The following is a 17,733-nucleotide window of genomic DNA, read 5'->3' as shown; positions in this document are numbered from 1 at the left end:
TGTCGTCAGTTCACTGCAAGCGCCACGTTACGTGCCGCCTCGATAGCCGTGGAATAGTTGTTCACCAGAAGCTCCACCGACGCAGCCGTCGCATCGAAGATCGGAGCCGGATAGACGCCGAAGAAGATGGTGAGCGCGATCAGCGGGTAGAGGATGAGTTTCTCGCGGAGCGAGAGATCCAGCATCGCCTTGAGGCTGTCTTTTTCGAGCGCACCAAACACGACCCGGCGATAGAGCCAGAGCGAATAGCCGGCCGAAAGGATGACCCCGGTGGCGGCGAAGAGGGCGACCCAGGTGTTGGCGCGGAAGACGCCGATCAGGGTCAGGAATTCGCCGATGAAACCGGAGGTTCCCGGAAGACCGACATTCGCCATGGTGAAGATCATGAAGGCGACGGCATATTTCGGCATGTTGTTGACGAGCCCGCCATAGGCCGCGATGTCACGGGTATGGAGACGGTCGTAGATCACGCCGACGCAGAAGAACAGCGCGGCGGAGACGAAGCCGTGGCTAATCATCTGGAAGATCGCGCCCTGAACGCCCTGGGTGTTGACCGCAAAGGTGCCCATGGTCACATAGCCCATATGCGCCACGGAGGAGTAGGCGATGACCTTCTTCATGTCCTCCTGCATCAGCGCCACCAGCGAGGTGTAGACGATGGCGATGACCGACAGGGTGAAGACCAGCGGCGCGAAATAATCCGAAGCCAGCGGGAACATCGGCACAGAGAAGCGCAACAGGCCGTAGCCGCCGAGCTTCAGGAGAATGCCGGCCAGGATCATCGAGCCTGCGGTCGGGGCCTGAACGTGCGCATCCGGAAGCCAGGTATGAACCGGCCACATCGGCATCTTCACGGCGAAAGACGCAAAGAAGGCCAGCCAAAGCCATGTCTGCATGCCGGCCGGGAACTTATGGCTGAGGAGCTGCGTGATGTCGGTCGTGCCGGCATCCCAGTACATCGCCATGATGGCGAGCAGCATCAGCACCGAGCCGAGCAGCGTGTAGAGGAAGAACTTGTAGGATGCGTAGACGCGATCCTTGCCGCCCCAGACACCGATGATGATGAACATCGGGATTAGGCCTGCTTCGAAGAACACATAGAAGAGAACGATATCCAGCGAAACGAAGACGCCGATCATCAGCGTTTCGAGCAGCAGGAAGGCAATCATGTATTCCTTGATGCGCTTTTCGACCGAGAGCCAGCTTGCGAGGATGCAGAAGGGCATCAGCAGCGTGGTCAGGATGACGAAGAGCATCGAAATGCCGTCGACGCCGACATGATAGGCGATGCCGGTGTTAAGCCATTCATGCTTTTCGACCATCTGGAAACCCGGGTTCGAATTGTCGAACCCGATCCAGACGAAGAGCGACACCACGAAGGTGAACACCGTCGTCAGCAGCGACACATTGAGGATATTGCGGCGACCCTGGGCAGAATCCTGACGTGTCAGGAGGAGGAGCACAACGCCGACGAGCGGCAGAAAGGTGACCGTCGAGAGAATGGGCCAATCGGTCATCAGAAGGAACTCCCGAGCATCATCCAGGTAACGAGGGCTGCGATACCGATCAGCATCGCAAAGGCATAGTGATAGAGGTAACCCGACTGCAGGCGGACGACCTTCTGGGTTACGTCGGCGACGCCGGCTGCAACGCCGTTCGGGCCATAGGTGTCGATGATCCCGATGTCACCCTTCTTCCAGAGGAAGCGGCCAAGAGCCTTGGCGGAGCGAACGAAGAGGAAGTCGTAGAGTTCGTCGAAGTACCACTTGTTGAGCAGGAACTGGTAGAGAACACGATGCTGTTCGGCCAGTTTCTTCGGCGTCGAAGGCGACTTGATGTACATGTACCAGGCGGTCACGAAGCCAAGAACCATCGCGATGAACGGGCTGAGAGCAACCCAGGCCGGCACGTGGTGGAACTCGTGCAGGAGTTCGTTGTGTTCCGCGGTGAACAGCGCGCCCTTCCAGAATTCAAGATACTCCTCGCCATAGAAGCGGCCTTCGAAGATCCAGCCCGCGAGAACCGCACCGACTGCCAGAATGTAGAGCGGCACCAGCATGACCTGCGGCGATTCATGCACATGATGCATGACGTCGGCGGAAGCGCGCGGCTTGCCGAAGAAGGTCAAGAACATCAGACGCCAGGAATAGAAGCTGGTGAACAGGGCAGCGACCACCAGAAGGGTGAAGGCGAAACCCGAGAGCGGGGAATGCGAAGCGTAAGTCGCCTCGATGATGACGTCCTTCGAGAAGAACCCGGCGAAGCCGACCGGCGTGAACGGAATGCCGACGCCGGTGATGGCGAGCGTACCGATCAGCATCATCAGGAAGGTCACCTTGATGTGCGGGCGCAGGCCGCCCATGTAACGCATGTCCTGCTCGCCATCGACGGCGTGGATAACCGAGCCGGCGCAAAGGAACAGGAGAGCCTTGAAGAAGGCGTGCGTGAACAGGTGGAACACGGCCGCACCATAGGCTCCTACCCCGAGCGCCACGAACATATAGCCGAGCTGCGAGCAGGTCGAATAGGCGATGACGCGCTTGATGTCGTTCTGCACGAGACCAACGGTTGCAGCGAAGAAGGCGGTGATCGCACCGATCAGGGTGACGACAGTCAACGCATCCGGCGACAGTTCGAAGAGCGGCGACATGCGGGCGACGAGGAAGACACCGGCGGTGACCATGGTTGCGGCATGGATAAGCGCCGAAACCGGAGTCGGGCCCTCCATCGCGTCCGGCAGCCAGGTGTGCAGCAGGAACTGGGCCGACTTACCCATGGCGCCCATGAAGAGCAGCAGGCAGATGGCAGTGATGGCGTGTCCCTTGTCGAGGTTCATGCCGAAGAGATTGATGACGGCTTCGCCGGCTTCCGCACCCTCATGCGGCAGATAGGTCTGCGCGGCTGCGAAGATGGTCTCGAAATTGATCGAGCCGAACAGCACGAAGACACCCGAAATGCCGAGGATGAAGCCGAAGTCGCCGACGCGGTTGACGATGAAGGCCTTCATCGCGGCTGCATTGGCCGAGGGCTTCTTGAACCAGAAGCCGATCAGCAGGTACGAGGCGAGACCCACGCCTTCCCAGCCGAAGAACATCTGCAGCAGGTTGTCGGAGGTCACCAGCATCAGCATGGCGAAGGTGAAGAGCGACAGATAGGAGAAGAAGCGCGGCCGATGCGGATCGTGGTGCATGTAGCCCATCGAATAGATGTGCACCAGCGTCGACACCGTGTTGACGACGACCAGCATGACGGCGGTCAGCGTGTCGATACGCAGCGACCATTCGACGTCGATGCCGCCGGATTGGATCCAGCGCAGCACCGAAACCTTGATGACCTCATGGCCTTCGCCATGGGCAAGCGCCACGTTGAAAAAGACGGTCCATGACAGGATCGCGACGATCACCATCAGGCCGCTGGTAATGTATTCCGAAGCCTTGGCGCCGATCTGGCGGCCGAACAGACCGGCGATGATCGCTCCGATCAGCGGAAGAAAGACGATAGCCTTATAGAGAAGCATAGCCGTATCAGCCCTTCATCATGTTGATGTCTTCAACGGCGATCGAGCCGCGGTTGCGATAGAAGACGACGAGGATTGCGAGGCCGATCGCGGCTTCCGCGGCCGCCACCGTCAGGATGAACAGGGCGAAGACCTGGCCGACCATGTCGTTCAGGAAGGAGGAGAAGGCCACCATGTTGATGTTGACCGCGAGCAGGATAAGCTCGACCGACATCAGGATGATGATGACGTTCTTGCGGTTCAGGAAGATGCCGAAGACGCCGAGCGTGAAGAGGATGGCACTGACCGTCAGGTAGTGGGAAAGACCGATTTCCATAATATTGTTTCCTTGACCTCTCTTGCCTCAGACGCCCTGACCCGGCTTGACCTTGACCACCTTGACGGCGGTCTCAGGCGTGCGGGCAACCTGGCGGGAGATATCCTGCCGCTTGATGTTTTCGCGGTGGCGAAGCGTCAGCACGATGGCGCCGATCATGGCCACCAGCAGCACCAGGCCGGCGATCTGGAAGAAATAAACGTAATTGGTGTAGAGCACGTCGCCGAGCGCGGCGGTGTTGGTGCGCTCCGTCAGTGCCGGGATCGGCATGGTGATCGCTTCCTTGGCTGCCGGCGAAATCGCGGTACCGCCGATCACGATGACCAGTTCGGCTGCGACAACCAGTCCGATCAGCGAACCAATCGGAGCATATTTCAGCACACCCGACCGCAATTCGGCGAAATCGATGTCGAGCATCATCACCACGAAAAGGAAGAGAACCGCGACCGCGCCGACATAAACGACCAGCAGGATCATGGCGAGGAACTCAGCCCCCGTCAGCAGGAAGAGCCCCGAAGCGTTCACGAAGGTCAGGATCAGGAACAGCACCGAGTGAACCGGGTTCCGTGCCGAAATGACCATGAACGCGGAAGCCACCGCGACAAAGGCGAAGAGATAGAAAAAGAGAGCCTGAAGACCCATGTTGGTGCCTTTTCATCTTCCCCCGGACGAGGGCCCCTGCCCTTCGCCCGATAAAGCGCCACCGGCATCCCCACCGGCGCGCTCCGTTTAAAATCTGTGCCGTGGCGGCGCCCCATCGGGTTCCCGCCAAGGCGTCGTCATTCCGCCTGTCAGCGGTAGGGTGCATCCAGCGCGATATTGCGCGCGATTTCCCGTTCCCAGCGATCGCCGTTATCCAGCAGCCGCTGCTTGTCGAAGTAAAGCTCTTCGCGGGTTTCGGTCGCGAACTCGAAGTTCGGCCCTTCGACGATTGCATCGACCGGGCAGGCTTCCTGGCAGAAACCGCAATAGATGCACTTCACCATGTCGATGTCGTAACGCACCGTGCGGCGGGTGCCGTCATTGCGGCGCGGGCCGGCTTCGATGGTGATCGCCTGGGCGGGACAGATCGCCTCGCAAAGCTTGCAGGCGATGCAGCGTTCCTCACCGTTCGGATAGCGACGCAGCGCATGCTCGCCGCGAAAACGCGGAGAGACCGGACCCTTTTCGAAAGGATAGTTGATGGTCGCCTTCTGGCGGAAGAAGTAGCGCATCGACAGGAAGAAAGCGCCGACGAACTCTTTCAGGAAGAGCGAATTTATTGATTGTACGAGACTTGCCATCAATTCGCTCCCAGGAGCTTATTTCCAAACATGTATCCGATCCCTGCGAAGAGGAGCGGCATCACGACGCGATACTGCAATTTGAGAGCTAATAAGCTCCACTTCCTTCGTGCCAGTGACTTATCGGCAGGCATTGCCGAATAAAACTCAGCGAAACGCTTTTCCCTCGCCCGTGCCACCCATGGAAACACAACTAGGTTCGCAAAAATGGCTACGGCCAAACCGAGCACCGCGCCGAACAATGCCGCATTGCTCATCATCATGCCCATCCCATCAGCTTCAGCACGAATGCAACGATGACCACCATGGCGAGCGACAGCGGAAGGAAGACCTTCCAGCCGAGACGCATGAGCTGGTCGTAGCGGTAGCGCGGCACGAAGGCCTTGACCATGGCGAACATGAAGAACACCAGCGAAGCCTTCAGCACGAACCAGATGACGCCCGGGACCCAGTTCAGGAACCATACGTCGACCGGCGGCAGCCAGCCTCCGAGGAACAGGATGGTGGTCAGCGAGCACATCAGCACGATGGCGGCATATTCGCCGAGCATGAACATCATGTACGGGGTAGAGCCGTATTCGACCATGAAACCGGCCACCAGTTCCGATTCCGCTTCCGGCAGGTCGAAGGGCGGACGGTTCGTCTCGGCGAGCGCCGAAATGAAGAACACGACGAACATCGGGAAGAGCGCCAGCCAATGCCAGTCGAGGAAGGAGTTCGGCAGTCCGAGCATGGTGCCGAGACCGTCCTTCTGCGCGTAGACGATGTCCGAGAGATTGAGCGAACCGACGCAGAGCAGAACGGTGACGATGACGAAACCGATCGAGACCTCATAGGACACCATCTGTGCCGCCGAACGAAGCGCGCCAAGGAACGGATATTTCGAATTCGAAGCCCAGCCGCCCATGATGATGCCATAGACTTCGAGCGAGGAAATCGCGAAGACGTAGAGAATGCCGACATTGATGTTGGCGATCACCCAGCCGTCCGCGAGCGGGACCACGGCCCAGGTGGCCAGAGCCAGCGTCACGGCGACGAGCGGTGCAAGAAGGAAGACACCCTTGTTGGAGCCCGCCGGAATGACCGGCTCCTTGAACACGAACTTCAGAAGGTCGGCGAAGGACTGGAACAGCCCCCAGGGACCGACGACGTTCGGGCCGCGACGCAGCTGAACGGCCGCCCAGATCTTGCGGTCGGCGAGCAGGATATATGCAATGAACACCAGCAGGCAGACCAGGAGCAGCAGCGACTGGCCGATCATGATGGCCGCCGGCCAGACATAAGTGGAAACGAAGTTGTCCATGATCCCCTGCCCTTACTCTGCCGCAGCCTTGAAGTTGTTGCGGGCCAATGCCGAGCACTCGGCCATGACGGCCGACGCACGTGCAATCGGGTTCGTCAAATAGAAGTCTTTGACCGGCGACGCAAACACGGATTTGGCCATCTGCCCGGCTTTTTTCGCAATTGCGGCAATTTCGTCGCCGGCACCCGGAACGATCTCGTCGAGACCGGCGAAGTGCGGGTATTCCGCATAGAGCTTTGCACGAAGCGCAGTCAGCGAATCGAAGGGAAGCTTCTTGCCGAGCACGTCGGAAAGCGCGCGGATGATCGCCCAGTCCTCGCGGGCATCGCCCGGCGCGAAGCCTGCGCGGTTGCCCATCTGCACACGTCCTTCGGTGTTGACCCAGGTGCCCGACTTTTCGGTATAGGTCGCGCCCGGAAGGATGACATCGGCATGGTGCGCGCCGTTGTCGCCGTGGCTGCCGATATAGACGGTGAACTTCGCAGCCTTGCGGGTGAAATCGAGTTCGTCGGCGCCGAGAAGGAAGAGCACGTCGGCGGAAGCGAGCATGTCGGCTGCGGCGAGCCCGCCTTCGCCCGGAACGAAGCCGAGATCGAGACCACCGACACGGGAAGCGGCGGTGTGGAGCATGGCAAAGCCGTTCCACTCCTCGCTCAGCGCGCCGACAGCTTCAGCAAGCTTCGCGACATTGGCGAGAACAGCCGAGCCCTCAGCGCCCGTCAGAGCCCCCTGCCCTACGATGATGAGCGGCGTCTTGGCTGCCTTCAGCTTTTCGACGAAGCCGTTCTTGCCGGCGACGAGGTCTGCCAGCGTCTCGGTGCCCGCACCGAGATATTCGTAAGGGTAACGCAGTTCGCCGCCTTCGCCGATCACGCCGATCGGCAGGCCGCCGCGGCGCCAGCGCTTGCGGATGCGGGCGTTGAGCACCGCAGCCTCGTAGCGCGGGTTGGCACCGACGATGAGGATCGCGTCGGCAGCTTCAATGCCTTCGATCGTTGCGTTGAAGAGGTAGCTTGCGCGACCGAGCGACGGATCGACTGCCGTCCCATCCTGGCGACAGTCGGTATTGACCGAACCGAGCGCGTTGAGGAGTGCCTTCAGCGCATACATTTCCTCGACGGAGGCGAGATCGCCGGCGATGGCGCCGATCTTCGAGCCGGACGTGGCTGCCACGGCCGACTTGATGGCGGCGAAGGCTTCTGCCCAGGTGGCCGGCTGCAGGCGACCGTCTCGGCGAACATAGGGGCGATCGAGACGCTGGGTCTTCAGACCGTCCCAAATGAAGCGGCTCTTGTCGGAGATCCACTCTTCATTGATGGCCTCGTTGACACGCGGCAGGATGCGCATGACTTCGCGGCCACGGGTATCGACGCGGATCGCCGAACCGAGCGCGTCCATGACGTCGATCGATTCGGTCTTGTTGAGTTCCCACGGACGGGCCGTGAAGGCGAAGGGCTTCGAAGTCAGCGCTCCGACCGGGCAAAGGTCGACGACGTTGCCCTGCAACTCCGATGTCATGGCCTGCTCGAGATAGGTGGTGATTTCGGCATCCTCGCCGCGACCGATCAGACCGAGTTCGGCGATGCCGGCGACCTCCGTGGTGAAGCGAACGCAGCGCGTGCAATGAATGCAGCGGTTCATCACGGTCTTGACCAGCGGGCCAATATACTTGTCCTCGACCGCGCGCTTGTTTTCCGCGTAGCGCGACGAGTCGATACCGAAGGCCATGGCCTGGTCCTGCAGGTCGCATTCGCCGCCCTGGTCGCAGATCGGGCAATCCAGCGGATGGTTGATCAGCAGGAATTCCATCACGCCTTCGCGGGCCTTCTTGACCATCGGCGTGTTGGTGAAGACTTCCGGCAGTTCGCCGTTCGGGCCGCCGCGGATATCGCGCACGCCCATGGCGCAGGATGCAGCCGGCTTCGGCGGACCGCCCTTCACCTCGACGAGGCACATACGGCAGTTGCCGGCGACCGACAGCCGCTCATGAAAACAAAAGCGCGGAACCTCGGCGCCGGCTTCCTCGCACGCCTGCAACAGCGTGAAATGATCCGGGACCTCGATCTCTTTACCGTCGACTTTCAGCTTTGCCATATTCGCCTTCCTGCCTCACGCATAGTGCGCATTGCACCGCAGCTTTCGCTCCGGCAAGCGGGACCATCCAATCTCGACTGGCGTCCCGCCGTTTATTTCCTTTCCCGCTCCATTTTCCGGAGCCGGATATTGCTCATTCTCTCCGGACTTCGAGACACCCTCACGAAGGGTGTCCCGCAACCCTCAATTCTTTGCGCCTGCGAGCTTGCGCGCCTGGCCCGACCAGTCATCGCGCACCGCCCGGCCACCCAGGCCGATTTCCCTGTCCAGCGCATCAAGCGCCGCGACATCGAGCGCCGCCAGTTGCGCGAAGCGGCGAATGCCCTTTTCGTTCAGGACCTGCTCCAGCTTCGGGCCGATGCCTTCGATCTTCTTCAGATCGTCAGCCTTGCTGGTGGACCGTCCTGCCTTCGGCGCCTTCGCGACCGGCTCGACGGTTTCAGGCTTTTCAGCCTTCGCCACCTCGGCCGCCACCTTGCGTGCCTTCGGAGCGGGAGCCGCTTTCGCCTCAACCTGCTTGACCGGAGCCTTACGGGTCTTCCGTGCCACCGCAGCGGGCTCGACAGCCTCTGCGACAGCGCCGGTTGGCTCGGAAGGAGCGGCTGGCTCCGCCTCGCCGGCAAGCTTTTCCTCCTCAAGCTTGCGAGCCAGCTTGTTGGTCGCCTCCACCGCCCCCTGAAGGGAGCCGAGGAACACGCTCGTCATGTGCGTGGCCAGACCGAAACCGATTGCGGTTGCGGCCGCAAGCGCCGCAGCCGGATGGGCCATCAGCGGATGCAGCGGAACATGCGGCATGTCCTTGAGAACATCGGCGACACGGCTGAAGTCAGCCGGATCTGCGGCATTCCCTTCTCCAGTCTTGTCCGATGCCTTGGCCATTGCCGCCCTTCCTTATTCGGCCGCTTCCATGACAACGCCATGCGCCATGGCGTTGCGGGTGTACTGATCGATGCGGGCCTCGATCTCCGGACGGAAATTCCGGATGAGACCCTGGATCGGCCATGCCGCTGCATCGCCGAGCGCACAGATGGTGTGACCCTCGACCTGCTTGGTCACCTGGAACAGCATGTCGATTTCGCGCTTCTGCGCGTTACCCTTCACCATGCGCTCCATGACGCGCATCATCCAGCCGGTGCCTTCACGGCACGGCGTGCACTGGCCGCAGCTCTCATGCTTGAAGAAGGCCGCGATGCGCCAGATGGCCTTGATGATGTCGGTCGACTTGTCCATGACGATCATGCCGCCGGTGCCGAAGGACGACTTCACGTCGCGAAGGCCGTCGAAATCGAGCGTGACGTCCATCATGTCCTCGCCCTTGACGACCGGGCAGGATGCGCCGCCGGGGATGACGGCAAGGAGATTGTCCCAGCCGCCGCGGATGCCGCCGCCATGCTTCTCGATCATTTCACGGAATGAAATGCCCATGCTTTCCTCGACGGTGCACGGCGTGTTGACGTGACCCGAGATCATGAAAAGCTTGGTGCCGACGTTGTTCGGGCGGCCGAACGAAGAGAACCAGCCTGCACCGCGACGCAGGATCGTCGGGGTAACGGCGATCGATTCGACGTTGTTGACCGTGGTCGGGCAGCCGTAGAGACCCATATTCGCCGGGAACGGAGGCTTGAGGCGCGGCTGACCCTTCTTACCCTCAAGGCTCTCGAGCAGTGCGGTTTCCTCGCCGCAGATGTAGGCGCCGGCGCCATGATGGACGATGACGTCGATATCGTAGCCGAGCTTGTTGTTCTTGCCGAGCAGGCCTGCCTCGTAGCATTCGTCGATGGCCGCCTGGAGGGCTTCACGCTCGCGCATGAACTCGCCGCGAACGTAAATGAAGGCGTGATTGGCACCCATGGCGAAGGAAGCGATCACGCAGCCTTCGATCAGCGTATGCGGATCGTGACGCAGGATATCGCGATCCTTGCAGGTGCCAGGCTCGGATTCGTCGGCGTTGACGACGAGATAATGCGGACGGCCGTCGGATTCCTTCGGCATGAACGACCACTTGAGACCTGTCGGGAAGCCAGCGCCGCCGCGCCCGCGCAGACCGGAAGCCTTGATCTCGTTGATGATCCAGTCGCGACCCTTTTCGAGGATCTGCTTGGTTCCATCCCAGTGGCCACGGCTCATGGCGCCTTTCAGCGACTTGTCCTTGAGGCCGTAGATGTTGGTGAAGATACGATCCTGATCCTTCAACATGTCCTACCCCCTTTACCGCGGCTTCTTGCCGAAAACTTTGATGTATTCGGCTTCGCCACCCTTGGCGAGCGCCTTGGCCTGCTTGACCCAGTCGTCACGCTCGATGCGGCCGGAGAACTTCAGGTAACTATCGACCCATTCGCGTTCGGCCTTCTTCCAGCCAGCGATCTGGGCAAAGGTATAGATGCCGATGCCGTTCAGAATACCTTCGATCTTCGGACCGACGCCGGAAATCATCTTGAGATCATCAGGGGTCTCGGGCTTCTCGATACCGGCTGGGCGGTTCTTATCGTCCAGCGAGGGCTGGCCTGCGGCAACATTTTCGGCCTTCGCAGGCTTAGCCTTGGGGCTTGCGTCCGGGAGAGCCGTTTCGCCGTCGGCCGGGCTCTTGATGGCCGGATTGGTCTCATCGGCCGACGTTATCGGCTTGGCCGCATTCGACGGCGGGACAGCCACCGCTTCGGCTTCCACCGGCGCGGCCTTCCGCTTCGCGGCCGGCTTGGCATCGCCGTCAGTCAGGGCCGTGAGACCGCCGGCCGGAGCGGAATAGAAACGATCGATCTGCGGACCCGGCTTGATGTCGGAACCCTTGCCGGCCTGGAAACGGTCGATGATGTGCTCTAGCTGGGTCGGCGTCAGGTCTTCGTAGCTGTCCTTGAAGATCATCACCATCGGCGCGTTCACGCAGGCGCCCTGACACTCGACCTCTTCCCAGGAGAGCGTGCCGTCGGCATTGCGCTCGAAGGGTTCGGCGTGGATCTTGCTCTTGCACACCTTGATGAGATCTTCGGCGCCGCGCAGCATGCACGGCGTGGTGCCACAGACCTGCACATGGGCGCGCGTGCCAACCGGCTTGAGCTGGAACTGGGTGTAGAAGGTCGCGACCTCAAGCACCCGGATATAGGGCATGGAAAGCTTCTCGGCGACGTATTCGATCGCCGCTCGCGTCACCCAGCCGTCCTGCTCCTGCGCCCGCATCAGAAGCGGGATGACTGCCGACTGCTGACGTCCCTCGGGATACTTGCGGATGGTTGCCTCAGCCCAGGCCGCATTTTCCTCATTGAAGGAAAAGCCTGCCGGCTGGAATTGCTCTTCGGCTAGTCGACGAACGGACATACTTCCTCGCCCCTTGTCTCAGTTTATGGATCCACACCGCGAACGCGTCAGGGACGCAAATTCACAGGCATAGGCCGTCTTGTCTTTCTGCAGGAACACAATCAGCTTCGAACCGCTGCTGGTGGAAGCCTTGATCTCGTAGCCCTGCCTGATGAGCTCCGCCATGCTGGTGCTCGAACTGCTCGAAGAAACGGTCTCTTCCTGGGCCTGCGCCTGAACGCCGCCGGCCAGGGCGAGGACCGTGAGCAGCCACACCTTCATCAGCGGTCAACCTCTCCGAACACGATATCCAGCGAGCCGAGGATCGCCGAGACGTCAGCAAGCTGATGTCCGCGACAGATGAAATCCATGGCCTGCAGGTGAGCGTAACCCGGAGCGCGAATCTTGCAACGATACGGCTTGTTGGTGCCGTCCGACACGAGGTAGACGCCGAACTCGCCCTTCGGCGCTTCGACGGCTGCGTAAACCTCGCCTTCCGGCACGTGATAGCCTTCGGTATAGAGCTTGAAGTGGTGGATGAGCGCTTCCATCGACCGCTTCATCTCGCCACGCTTCGGCGGAACGACCTTGCCGTCCAGCGACGAGACCGGACCGGTCTTCGCATCGCCCAAGAGACGATTGACGCACTGCTTCATGATCTTCACCGATTCCCGCATTTCGATCATGCGGATCAGGTAACGGTCGAAGCAATCGCCGTTCTTGCCGATCGGGATTTCGAAATCGAGTTCGGAATAGCACTCGTAGGGCTGTGCCCGGCGCAGGTCCCAGGCAGCGCCGGACCCACGGACCATCACGCCCGAGAAACCCCAGGCCCAGGCGTCTTCCAGAGCCACAACGCCGATATCGACGTTACGCTGCTTGAAGATGCGGTTGCCGGTCAGAAGCTCATCGATGTCATCGAGCGTCTTCAGGAAGGGATCGCACCAATTGCCGATATCCTCGACCAACTGATGCGGCAGGTCCTGATGGACGCCGCCGGGCCGGAAATAGGCCGCATGCATGCGCGCGCCGCAGGCGCGCTCATAGAAGACCATCAGCTTTTCGCGTTCCTCGAAGCCCCAGAGCGGCGGCGTCAAGGCACCGACGTCCATCGCCTGCGTCGTCACGTTCAGGAGGTGCGACAGGATACGGCCGATTTCCGAATAGAGAACGCGGATCAACTGCCCGCGGATCGGAATCTCCACACCCAGAAGCTTTTCGACCGCCAGCGCATAGGCATGTTCCTGGTTCATCGGCGCCACGTAGTCGAGGCGATCGAAATAGGGAACAGCCTGCAGATAGGTCTTGGTCTCGATCAGCTTTTCGGTGCCGCGGTGAAGCAGCCCGATATGGGGATCGACGCGCTCCACGATTTCGCCGTCAAGCTCCAGCACAAGACGCAAAACGCCGTGGGCAGCCGGGTGCTGCGGACCGAAATTGATATTGAAGTTGCGGACGTTATGTTCAGTCATAGCAACAAACCTTCCGCTTTCTCACTGAGCCGCCTTCTCATCGCCGGGCAGCACGTAATCCGTGCCTTCCCAGGGCGAGAGGAAGTCGAAATTCCGGAATTCCTGCTTCAGTTCGACAGGTTCGTAGACGACGCGCTTGGCGTTGTCGTCATAACGAACTTCGACAAAACCGGTGGTCGGGAAGTCCTTGCGCAACGGATGCCCTTCGAAACCGTAGTCCGTGAGGATGCGGCGCAGATCCGGGTGGTCGGTGAAGAGCACGCCGTACATGTCCCAGGTTTCGCGCTCGAACCAATCGGCGCCGGGGAAGACCGAACAGGCAGACGGCACCGGCTTGTCTTCGCCGGTCGCAACCTTGACGCGGATGCGCAAGTTCTGGCGCGGCGACTGCAGGTGATAGACCACGTCGAAGCGATCTTCCCGCTCCGGATAGTCCACGCCGCAGATGTCGATCAGATTGACGAAACCGCACTGCACGTCGTCGCGCAGGAAGGTCAGAAGCGCGATCACGTTTTCGGGCGTCGCCGTCAGGTTCAGTTCTCCGAAGCGGATCTCCGAAGAGACAATGAGCGCACCGCGCACCTCGGAAAGGTAGGATGCAAGCTCGTTCAGGGCTTCACTCATCTTGTCGCGTCCCTTGGCTTAGCGCTCGATCGTTCCAGTGCGGCGGATCTTCTTCTGCAGCAGAAGCACGCCGTAAAGCAGCGCCTCTGCCGTGGGGGGACAGCCGGGAACATAAATATCGACAGGCACGACGCGATCGCAGCCGCGCACCACCGAGTAGGAATAGTGATAGTAGCCGCCGCCATTGGCGCAGGAACCCATCGAGATGACGTAGCGCGGCTCGGGCATCTGATCGTAGACCTTGCGGAGCGCGGGCGCCATCTTGTTGGTCAGCGTGCCGGCAACAATCATCACGTCGGACTGACGCGGGCTGGCGCGCGGCGCAAAACCGAAGCGCTCGACGTCGTAACGCGGCATGGAGAGCTGCATCATCTCAACGGCGCAACAGGCAAGACCGAAGGTCATCCACATCAGCGAACCCGTACGGGCCCAGTTAATCAGTTCGTCCGTCGACGTGACGAGAAAGCCCTTGTCGGCGAGTTCGTTGTTGATCTCGCCAAAGAAAGCATCGTCACTGCCGACCGGCTTGCCGGTATTGGGATCGATGATCCCTTTGGCCTGAGGCGCGACGAGCGTCGTGTTGGACTGGACTACTCCCATTCGAGCGCCCCCTTCTTCCATTCATAGATAAAGCCGATGGTGAGCACACCAAGGAACACCATCATCGACCAGAAGCCGAACCAGCCGAGATCGCCGAACGAGACTGCCCAGGGGAACAGAAAGGCGACTTCGAGATCGAAGATGATGAAGAGGATCGACACCAGATAAAACCGGATATCGAACTTCATGCGGGCGTCGTCGAAAGCATTGAAGCCGCATTCGTAAGCCGACAGCTTTTCCGAGTCGGGCGCCTTGAAGGCGACGGCGAACGGCGCGATCAGAAGCGCCAGGCCGATCACGAGGGCAATACCGATGAAAATAGCGATCGGAATGTAGGAACTGAGCAGTTCAGTCATCATATCCATCCCTGCTTGTCTCGAATGCCGGGCGGCATTTTTGGCGCTGGGCCGACAAGCCGAAAGAAGAGTTGCAACGAGCCGTCGTTAGCGCAGCCTGCCTGCTTGTGCAAGCCCGAGCGCCGGCTTTTCACTCGATACATCACGCAGTTTACCGAGGTGTAAAGCGGCAACGCAACAAAGTCCATAGAGCGCCATTGCGAAGCAACATAAAGTTATGAAGGAAAACGAAAATGGCGCGAGTGACGGGGCTCGAACCCGCGACCTCCGGCGTGACAGGCCGGCACTCTAACCGACTGAGCTACACCCGCGCATAGATGGACCGGAAGTTGACCGATCCGACCTTACCGGCGACGTTTCCGCGACAGCAAGAAAGATGATTTCCAAGAATGGCGCGAGTGACGGGGCTCGAACCCGCGACCTCCGGCGTGACAGGCCGGCACTCTAACCGACTGAGCTACACCCGCGCATTTCTTGAAAGGCGTCTCCGCCCTTCCCGAACCGGCCTTGCCCGTTCGATGAGCGGCTAACTAAGGGGTTCGGTTATTGGTGTCAAGCGGGATCGAAGACAAATCCATGACAGATCGAATTTTATCCGCGCCGGCAATCCGCCCGGCTGTGGACGGAAAAAACACCCCCTCTGAAGCGCGCCGTAAAAAGCGCGGGATTCCCGGGTTTTTCATCCCCCTCCTCTGCGGCAGCGGCAAAAAAAACAAAAAAACTTCATAAACACTCTTGCGGTTTTTCCGCGATCCGCATAGATCACGGCCACCGACGCGGCGGGCCTGACCCGCTCAGCGAAAGGGCGATTAGCTCAGTTGGTAGAGCGCCTCGTTTACACCGAGGATGTCGGGAGTTCGAGTCTCTCATCGCCCACCATTTCCACACAATCTCGATAAAGAGCTGCAGCGACTGATTTGTTTGCGATGCGGTTTGCGTCGCCGTCGGTCGCCTGGCCGCCTGTCGATCCACCTGCACCCGAGAAGAATCGCGGCCATGCGATTCGAGCGTTTGCGCGCCACACCCACTTCTTCTTGCCACCTCCGGCGGTGCTTGCTACCTCCAATCGCAACAATGCAACAGACAGGAGGGCATGGTTATGCGTCAGCATGCGTTCGGAAGGACCGGCTTTACCGTCAGCGACATCGGGTTCGGAGCCTGGCAGATCGGTGGGTCATGGGGAGACGTCCCGGAAGCCGAAGGCCGGGCAGCACTCAATGCGGCGCTCGATGCCGGCGTCACCTTCATCGATACGGCGGACGTCTATGGAGGCGGCCGTTCGGAGAGGATCATCGCTGATGTGCTCAAGGCGCGCGGCGGAAAACGTCCAATGGTGGCCAGCAAGGCCGGTCGACGACTCAATCCGCATGTCGCCGATGGATATACAAAAGCGAATCTCGAGGCCTTCATCGATCGGTCGCTGAAGAACCTCGCGGTGGAACGCCTGGATCTCGTGCAGCTTCACTGCCCTCCGACCGATGTATACTATCGGCCCGAAGTCTTCGAGGGACTGGAAGACATCAAGCGTGCGGGCAAGATCGCCCATTACGGCGTCAGCGTGGAGAAGGTCGAGGAGGCGCTCAAGGCCATCGAATATCCGGGCGTGGTCTCCGTCCAGATCATCTTCAATCTCTTCCGGCAGCGGCCCGCGGATCTCTTCCTGAAGGAGGCAAGCCGGCGGAATATCGCCGTGATCGCCCGCGTTCCGCTGGCAAGCGGCCTGTTGTCCGGAAAGATCACCCGCGAGACTACTTTCGCAAGCGAGGATCATCGCAACTTCAACCGCCACGGCGAGGCCTTCGACGTCGGAGAAACCTTTGCCGGCGTGCCGTTGGAGACCGGACTTGCGGCCGTCGAGGATATCCGGAAGCTCGTGCCGGCCGGCGCCAGCATGGCCGCCTTTGCCTTGCGCTGGATCCTGATGAACGAGGCCGTGACGGTGGTCATTCCCGGAGCGCGCAATGGCGAGCAGGCGCGCGCCAATGCCGCTGCTTCCGGTCTGCCGGCCCTTTCCGCCGATATCATGGCCGCTGCCCGTGACGTGTACGATCGACTGATCGCGCCGCACGTGCACCAGAGATGGTGAAATCGACGCCCGCAGCCTCCGACGGAGATGGAGAGCCGGGGAATCAGTGCCCCTTGGTCAGGCGGCTTCGGAGGATTTTCCCTTTTCCCGCGGGATCTTATCGGACCATGTGGCGAGCGCCGCATGGCCGACCGCGTTCAAGCCATACAGTCCGCGATCGATTCGGTCGAACCAACCGTAGACGTTGGACAGCAATATCCTGGCGGCATCGGGAGCGATCGGCCTGAGGTCGCGGGGGCGCGACGGCCCTTCCGAGAGAGCTTCGGCAATGACGAGAGCCTGCTGACGATAGGCCGTCATCTGCGGCATGCGTGTCGAACCACCGGCCATGGGATCGCCCCTGCGGCGACGGAACTCTTCGACGATGCGCGAACGACGCTTCCTGTTGCTCCGGGGCTTCCATGGTCCCGGCTCCACGATCACATCCACCCGACCGGTGGCGGCAACGGTGAGCAAGCCGAATCCCAGGAAACGGCACAGCTTCTTTACGCGTGCATCACTTTCCCGACCGCGACCCTTTTTTGAGGCTTCCACCGCAAGCCAGACCTCATCGCAAACGGCGGTGCGCTCCACCGCCTGCAGGACGAGTTCCAATGTGAAGCTCCGTTTCAGCTCCCCGATCACCACGAGCTCCGTCACATCCTGTGAAATCGCCACGATATCGCAGCTTCTTATCTCCCCTTTCACCTCGAAGCCCAAGCCTTCAAGATAACGTTTTACCGGGGGATAAAGGTCTGCTTCCAAGTCGGCTGTCTCGCAAAAGAGTGACACGCTTCAATCTAGCCCACGGC

At 60.5% G+C, this 17,733-nt stretch carries 19 protein-coding genes and 3 tRNA genes; 3 read left to right on the top strand and 19 right to left on the bottom strand.

The features are described 5' to 3' along the window. Positions 1–5: 5 nt before the first annotated feature. The 18 genes from ACLBKR_RS06135 to ACLBKR_RS06050 all read right to left on the bottom strand — a co-directional run bounded on the left by ACLBKR_RS06135 (position 6) and on the right by ACLBKR_RS06050 (position 15,323). Positions 6–1,517, bottom strand: coding sequence for an NADH-quinone oxidoreductase subunit M (locus ACLBKR_RS06135; protein WP_112828920.1), 1,512 nt, complete (start codon positions 1,515–1,517; stop codon positions 6–8). Continuing rightward, the gene (gene nuoL / locus ACLBKR_RS06130) at positions 1,517–3,517 is read right to left on the bottom strand and encodes an NADH-quinone oxidoreductase subunit L (RefSeq protein ID WP_112828921.1); all 2,001 of its coding nucleotides are present in this window, start codon (positions 3,515–3,517) and stop codon (positions 1,517–1,519) included. Before nuoL ends, ACLBKR_RS06135 begins: the two co-directional genes overlap by 1 nt. Positions 3,518–3,524: 7 nt before the next feature. Beyond that, entirely contained in the window at positions 3,525–3,833 is a 309-nt protein-coding gene (gene nuoK / locus ACLBKR_RS06125) for an NADH-quinone oxidoreductase subunit NuoK (RefSeq protein ID WP_099057480.1), read from the bottom strand. Positions 3,834–3,860: 27 nt separating this feature from the next. Continuing rightward, positions 3,861–4,475 carry an NADH-quinone oxidoreductase subunit J gene (locus tag ACLBKR_RS06120; protein ID WP_112828922.1) on the bottom strand — a complete coding sequence of 205 codons (615 nt, stop codon included), beginning with the start codon at positions 4,473–4,475 and terminating at the stop codon, positions 3,861–3,863. Between the two features lie 149 nt (positions 4,476–4,624). Further along, on the bottom strand, positions 4,625–5,116 hold the full coding sequence (gene nuoI / locus ACLBKR_RS06115) for an NADH-quinone oxidoreductase subunit NuoI (protein ID WP_113338784.1): 492 nt from the start codon (positions 5,114–5,116) through the stop codon (positions 4,625–4,627). Then, positions 5,116–5,379 (bottom strand): hypothetical protein, encoded by a 264-nt coding sequence (locus ACLBKR_RS06110; RefSeq protein WP_162757231.1) that lies wholly within the window; start codon positions 5,377–5,379, stop codon positions 5,116–5,118. The genes nuoI and ACLBKR_RS06110 overlap by 1 nt, the downstream gene beginning before the upstream one ends. Further along, positions 5,376–6,419 (bottom strand): NADH-quinone oxidoreductase subunit NuoH, encoded by a 1,044-nt coding sequence (gene nuoH, locus ACLBKR_RS06105; RefSeq protein WP_112828924.1) that lies wholly within the window; start codon positions 6,417–6,419, stop codon positions 5,376–5,378. The genes ACLBKR_RS06110 and nuoH overlap by 4 nt, the downstream gene beginning before the upstream one ends. 12 nt (positions 6,420–6,431) lie before the next feature. Continuing rightward, the gene (gene nuoG, locus ACLBKR_RS06100) at positions 6,432–8,513 is read right to left on the bottom strand and encodes an NADH-quinone oxidoreductase subunit NuoG (protein ID WP_112828925.1); all 2,082 of its coding nucleotides are present in this window, start codon (positions 8,511–8,513) and stop codon (positions 6,432–6,434) included. 183 nt (positions 8,514–8,696) lie between these two features. After that, complete coding sequence (locus tag ACLBKR_RS06095; protein ID WP_113448717.1) at positions 8,697–9,392, bottom strand: helix-hairpin-helix domain-containing protein; 696 nt, start codon at positions 9,390–9,392, stop codon at positions 8,697–8,699. 12 nt (positions 9,393–9,404) lie between these two features. Then, entirely contained in the window at positions 9,405–10,709 is a 1,305-nt protein-coding gene (gene nuoF, locus ACLBKR_RS06090; RefSeq protein ID WP_112828927.1) for an NADH-quinone oxidoreductase subunit NuoF, read from the bottom strand. A gap of 12 nt (positions 10,710–10,721) precedes the next feature. Next, entirely contained in the window at positions 10,722–11,825 is a 1,104-nt protein-coding gene (locus ACLBKR_RS06085) for an NADH-quinone oxidoreductase subunit E (protein ID WP_113448718.1), read from the bottom strand. An 18-nt stretch (positions 11,826–11,843) separates the two neighbouring features. Continuing rightward, positions 11,844–12,086, bottom strand: a complete 243-nt coding sequence (locus ACLBKR_RS06080; RefSeq protein ID WP_112828929.1) for a hypothetical protein — start codon at positions 12,084–12,086, stop codon at positions 11,844–11,846. Next, a complete protein-coding gene (locus ACLBKR_RS06075; RefSeq protein ID WP_112828930.1) occupies positions 12,086–13,276 on the bottom strand; it encodes an NADH-quinone oxidoreductase subunit D in 1,191 nt (396 codons plus the stop codon). The genes ACLBKR_RS06080 and ACLBKR_RS06075 overlap by 1 nt, the downstream gene beginning before the upstream one ends. A gap of 21 nt (positions 13,277–13,297) precedes the next feature. Continuing rightward, positions 13,298–13,900 carry an NADH-quinone oxidoreductase subunit C gene (locus ACLBKR_RS06070; RefSeq protein ID WP_112828931.1) on the bottom strand — a complete coding sequence of 201 codons (603 nt, stop codon included), beginning with the start codon at positions 13,898–13,900 and terminating at the stop codon, positions 13,298–13,300. Positions 13,901–13,918: 18 nt separating this feature from the next. Further along, on the bottom strand, positions 13,919–14,500 hold the full coding sequence (locus ACLBKR_RS06065; protein WP_112828932.1) for a NuoB/complex I 20 kDa subunit family protein: 582 nt from the start codon (positions 14,498–14,500) through the stop codon (positions 13,919–13,921). Further along, a complete protein-coding gene (locus ACLBKR_RS06060) occupies positions 14,491–14,856 on the bottom strand; it encodes an NADH-quinone oxidoreductase subunit A (RefSeq protein WP_112828943.1) in 366 nt (121 codons plus the stop codon). The genes ACLBKR_RS06065 and ACLBKR_RS06060 overlap by 10 nt, the downstream gene beginning before the upstream one ends. A gap of 234 nt (positions 14,857–15,090) precedes the next feature. Beyond that, positions 15,091–15,167: transfer RNA gene (locus ACLBKR_RS06055), tRNA-Asp, on the bottom strand. A 79-nt stretch (positions 15,168–15,246) separates the two neighbouring features. Continuing rightward, positions 15,247–15,323: transfer RNA gene (locus ACLBKR_RS06050), tRNA-Asp, on the bottom strand. Between the two features lie 109 nt (positions 15,324–15,432). Here ACLBKR_RS06050 and ACLBKR_RS06045 point away from each other — a divergent pair. From ACLBKR_RS06045 to ACLBKR_RS06035, 3 genes are all read left to right on the top strand, one after another. Further along, a complete protein-coding gene (locus tag ACLBKR_RS06045) occupies positions 15,433–15,585 on the top strand; it encodes a hypothetical protein (protein WP_162748258.1) in 153 nt (50 codons plus the stop codon). Positions 15,586–15,659: 74 nt separating this feature from the next. After that, a tRNA-Val gene (locus ACLBKR_RS06040) sits at positions 15,660–15,735 on the top strand. Between the two features lie 220 nt (positions 15,736–15,955). Then, positions 15,956–16,942, top strand: a complete 987-nt coding sequence (locus tag ACLBKR_RS06035) for an aldo/keto reductase (RefSeq protein WP_414900997.1) — start codon at positions 15,956–15,958, stop codon at positions 16,940–16,942. A gap of 57 nt (positions 16,943–16,999) precedes the next feature. On the opposite strand, the gene ACLBKR_RS06030 is transcribed toward ACLBKR_RS06035, so the two are convergent. Next, positions 17,000–17,686: a DUF2161 family putative PD-(D/E)XK-type phosphodiesterase gene (locus ACLBKR_RS06030; protein WP_113456937.1), complete on the bottom strand. Its 687-nt coding sequence runs from the start codon at positions 17,684–17,686 to the stop codon at positions 17,000–17,002. Positions 17,687–17,733: the final 47 nt, after the last annotated feature.

Source organism: Paenirhizobium cremeum (genome assembly GCF_047553425.1).
Taxonomy (GTDB): Bacteria; Pseudomonadota; Alphaproteobacteria; order Rhizobiales; family Rhizobiaceae; genus Allorhizobium; species Allorhizobium cremeum.
This window is presented reverse-complemented; position numbering and strand designations above follow the sequence as displayed.

Coding starts and splice junctions, on each gene's coding strand:
- ACLBKR_RS06135 (WP_112828920.1), bottom strand. CDS start 1,517: ATGACCGATTGGCCCATTCTCTCGACGGTCACCTTTCTGCCGCTCGTC.
- nuoL (WP_112828921.1), bottom strand. CDS start 3,517: ATGCTTCTCTATAAGGCTATCGTCTTTCTTCCGCTGATCGGAGCGATC.
- nuoK (WP_099057480.1), bottom strand. CDS start 3,833: ATGGAAATCGGTCTTTCCCACTACCTGACGGTCAGTGCCATCCTCTTC.
- ACLBKR_RS06120 (WP_112828922.1), bottom strand. CDS start 4,475: ATGGGTCTTCAGGCTCTCTTTTTCTATCTCTTCGCCTTTGTCGCGGTG.
- nuoI (WP_113338784.1), bottom strand. CDS start 5,116: ATGGCAAGTCTCGTACAATCAATAAATTCGCTCTTCCTGAAAGAGTTC.
- ACLBKR_RS06110 (WP_162757231.1), bottom strand. CDS start 5,379: ATGATGATGAGCAATGCGGCATTGTTCGGCGCGGTGCTCGGTTTGGCC.
- nuoH (WP_112828924.1), bottom strand. CDS start 6,419: ATGGACAACTTCGTTTCCACTTATGTCTGGCCGGCGGCCATCATGATC.
- nuoG (WP_112828925.1), bottom strand. CDS start 8,513: ATGGCAAAGCTGAAAGTCGACGGTAAAGAGATCGAGGTCCCGGATCAT.
- ACLBKR_RS06095 (WP_113448717.1), bottom strand. CDS start 9,392: ATGGCCAAGGCATCGGACAAGACTGGAGAAGGGAATGCCGCAGATCCG.
- nuoF (WP_112828927.1), bottom strand. CDS start 10,709: ATGTTGAAGGATCAGGATCGTATCTTCACCAACATCTACGGCCTCAAG.
- ACLBKR_RS06085 (WP_113448718.1), bottom strand. CDS start 11,825: ATGTCCGTTCGTCGACTAGCCGAAGAGCAATTCCAGCCGGCAGGCTTT.
- ACLBKR_RS06080 (WP_112828929.1), bottom strand. CDS start 12,086: ATGAAGGTGTGGCTGCTCACGGTCCTCGCCCTGGCCGGCGGCGTTCAG.
- ACLBKR_RS06075 (WP_112828930.1), bottom strand. CDS start 13,276: ATGACTGAACATAACGTCCGCAACTTCAATATCAATTTCGGTCCGCAG.
- ACLBKR_RS06070 (WP_112828931.1), bottom strand. CDS start 13,900: ATGAGTGAAGCCCTGAACGAGCTTGCATCCTACCTTTCCGAGGTGCGC.
- ACLBKR_RS06065 (WP_112828932.1), bottom strand. CDS start 14,500: ATGGGAGTAGTCCAGTCCAACACGACGCTCGTCGCGCCTCAGGCCAAA.
- ACLBKR_RS06060 (WP_112828943.1), bottom strand. CDS start 14,856: ATGACTGAACTGCTCAGTTCCTACATTCCGATCGCTATTTTCATCGGT.
- ACLBKR_RS06045 (WP_162748258.1), top strand. CDS start 15,433: ATGACAGATCGAATTTTATCCGCGCCGGCAATCCGCCCGGCTGTGGAC.
- ACLBKR_RS06035 (WP_414900997.1), top strand. CDS start 15,956: ATGCGTCAGCATGCGTTCGGAAGGACCGGCTTTACCGTCAGCGACATC.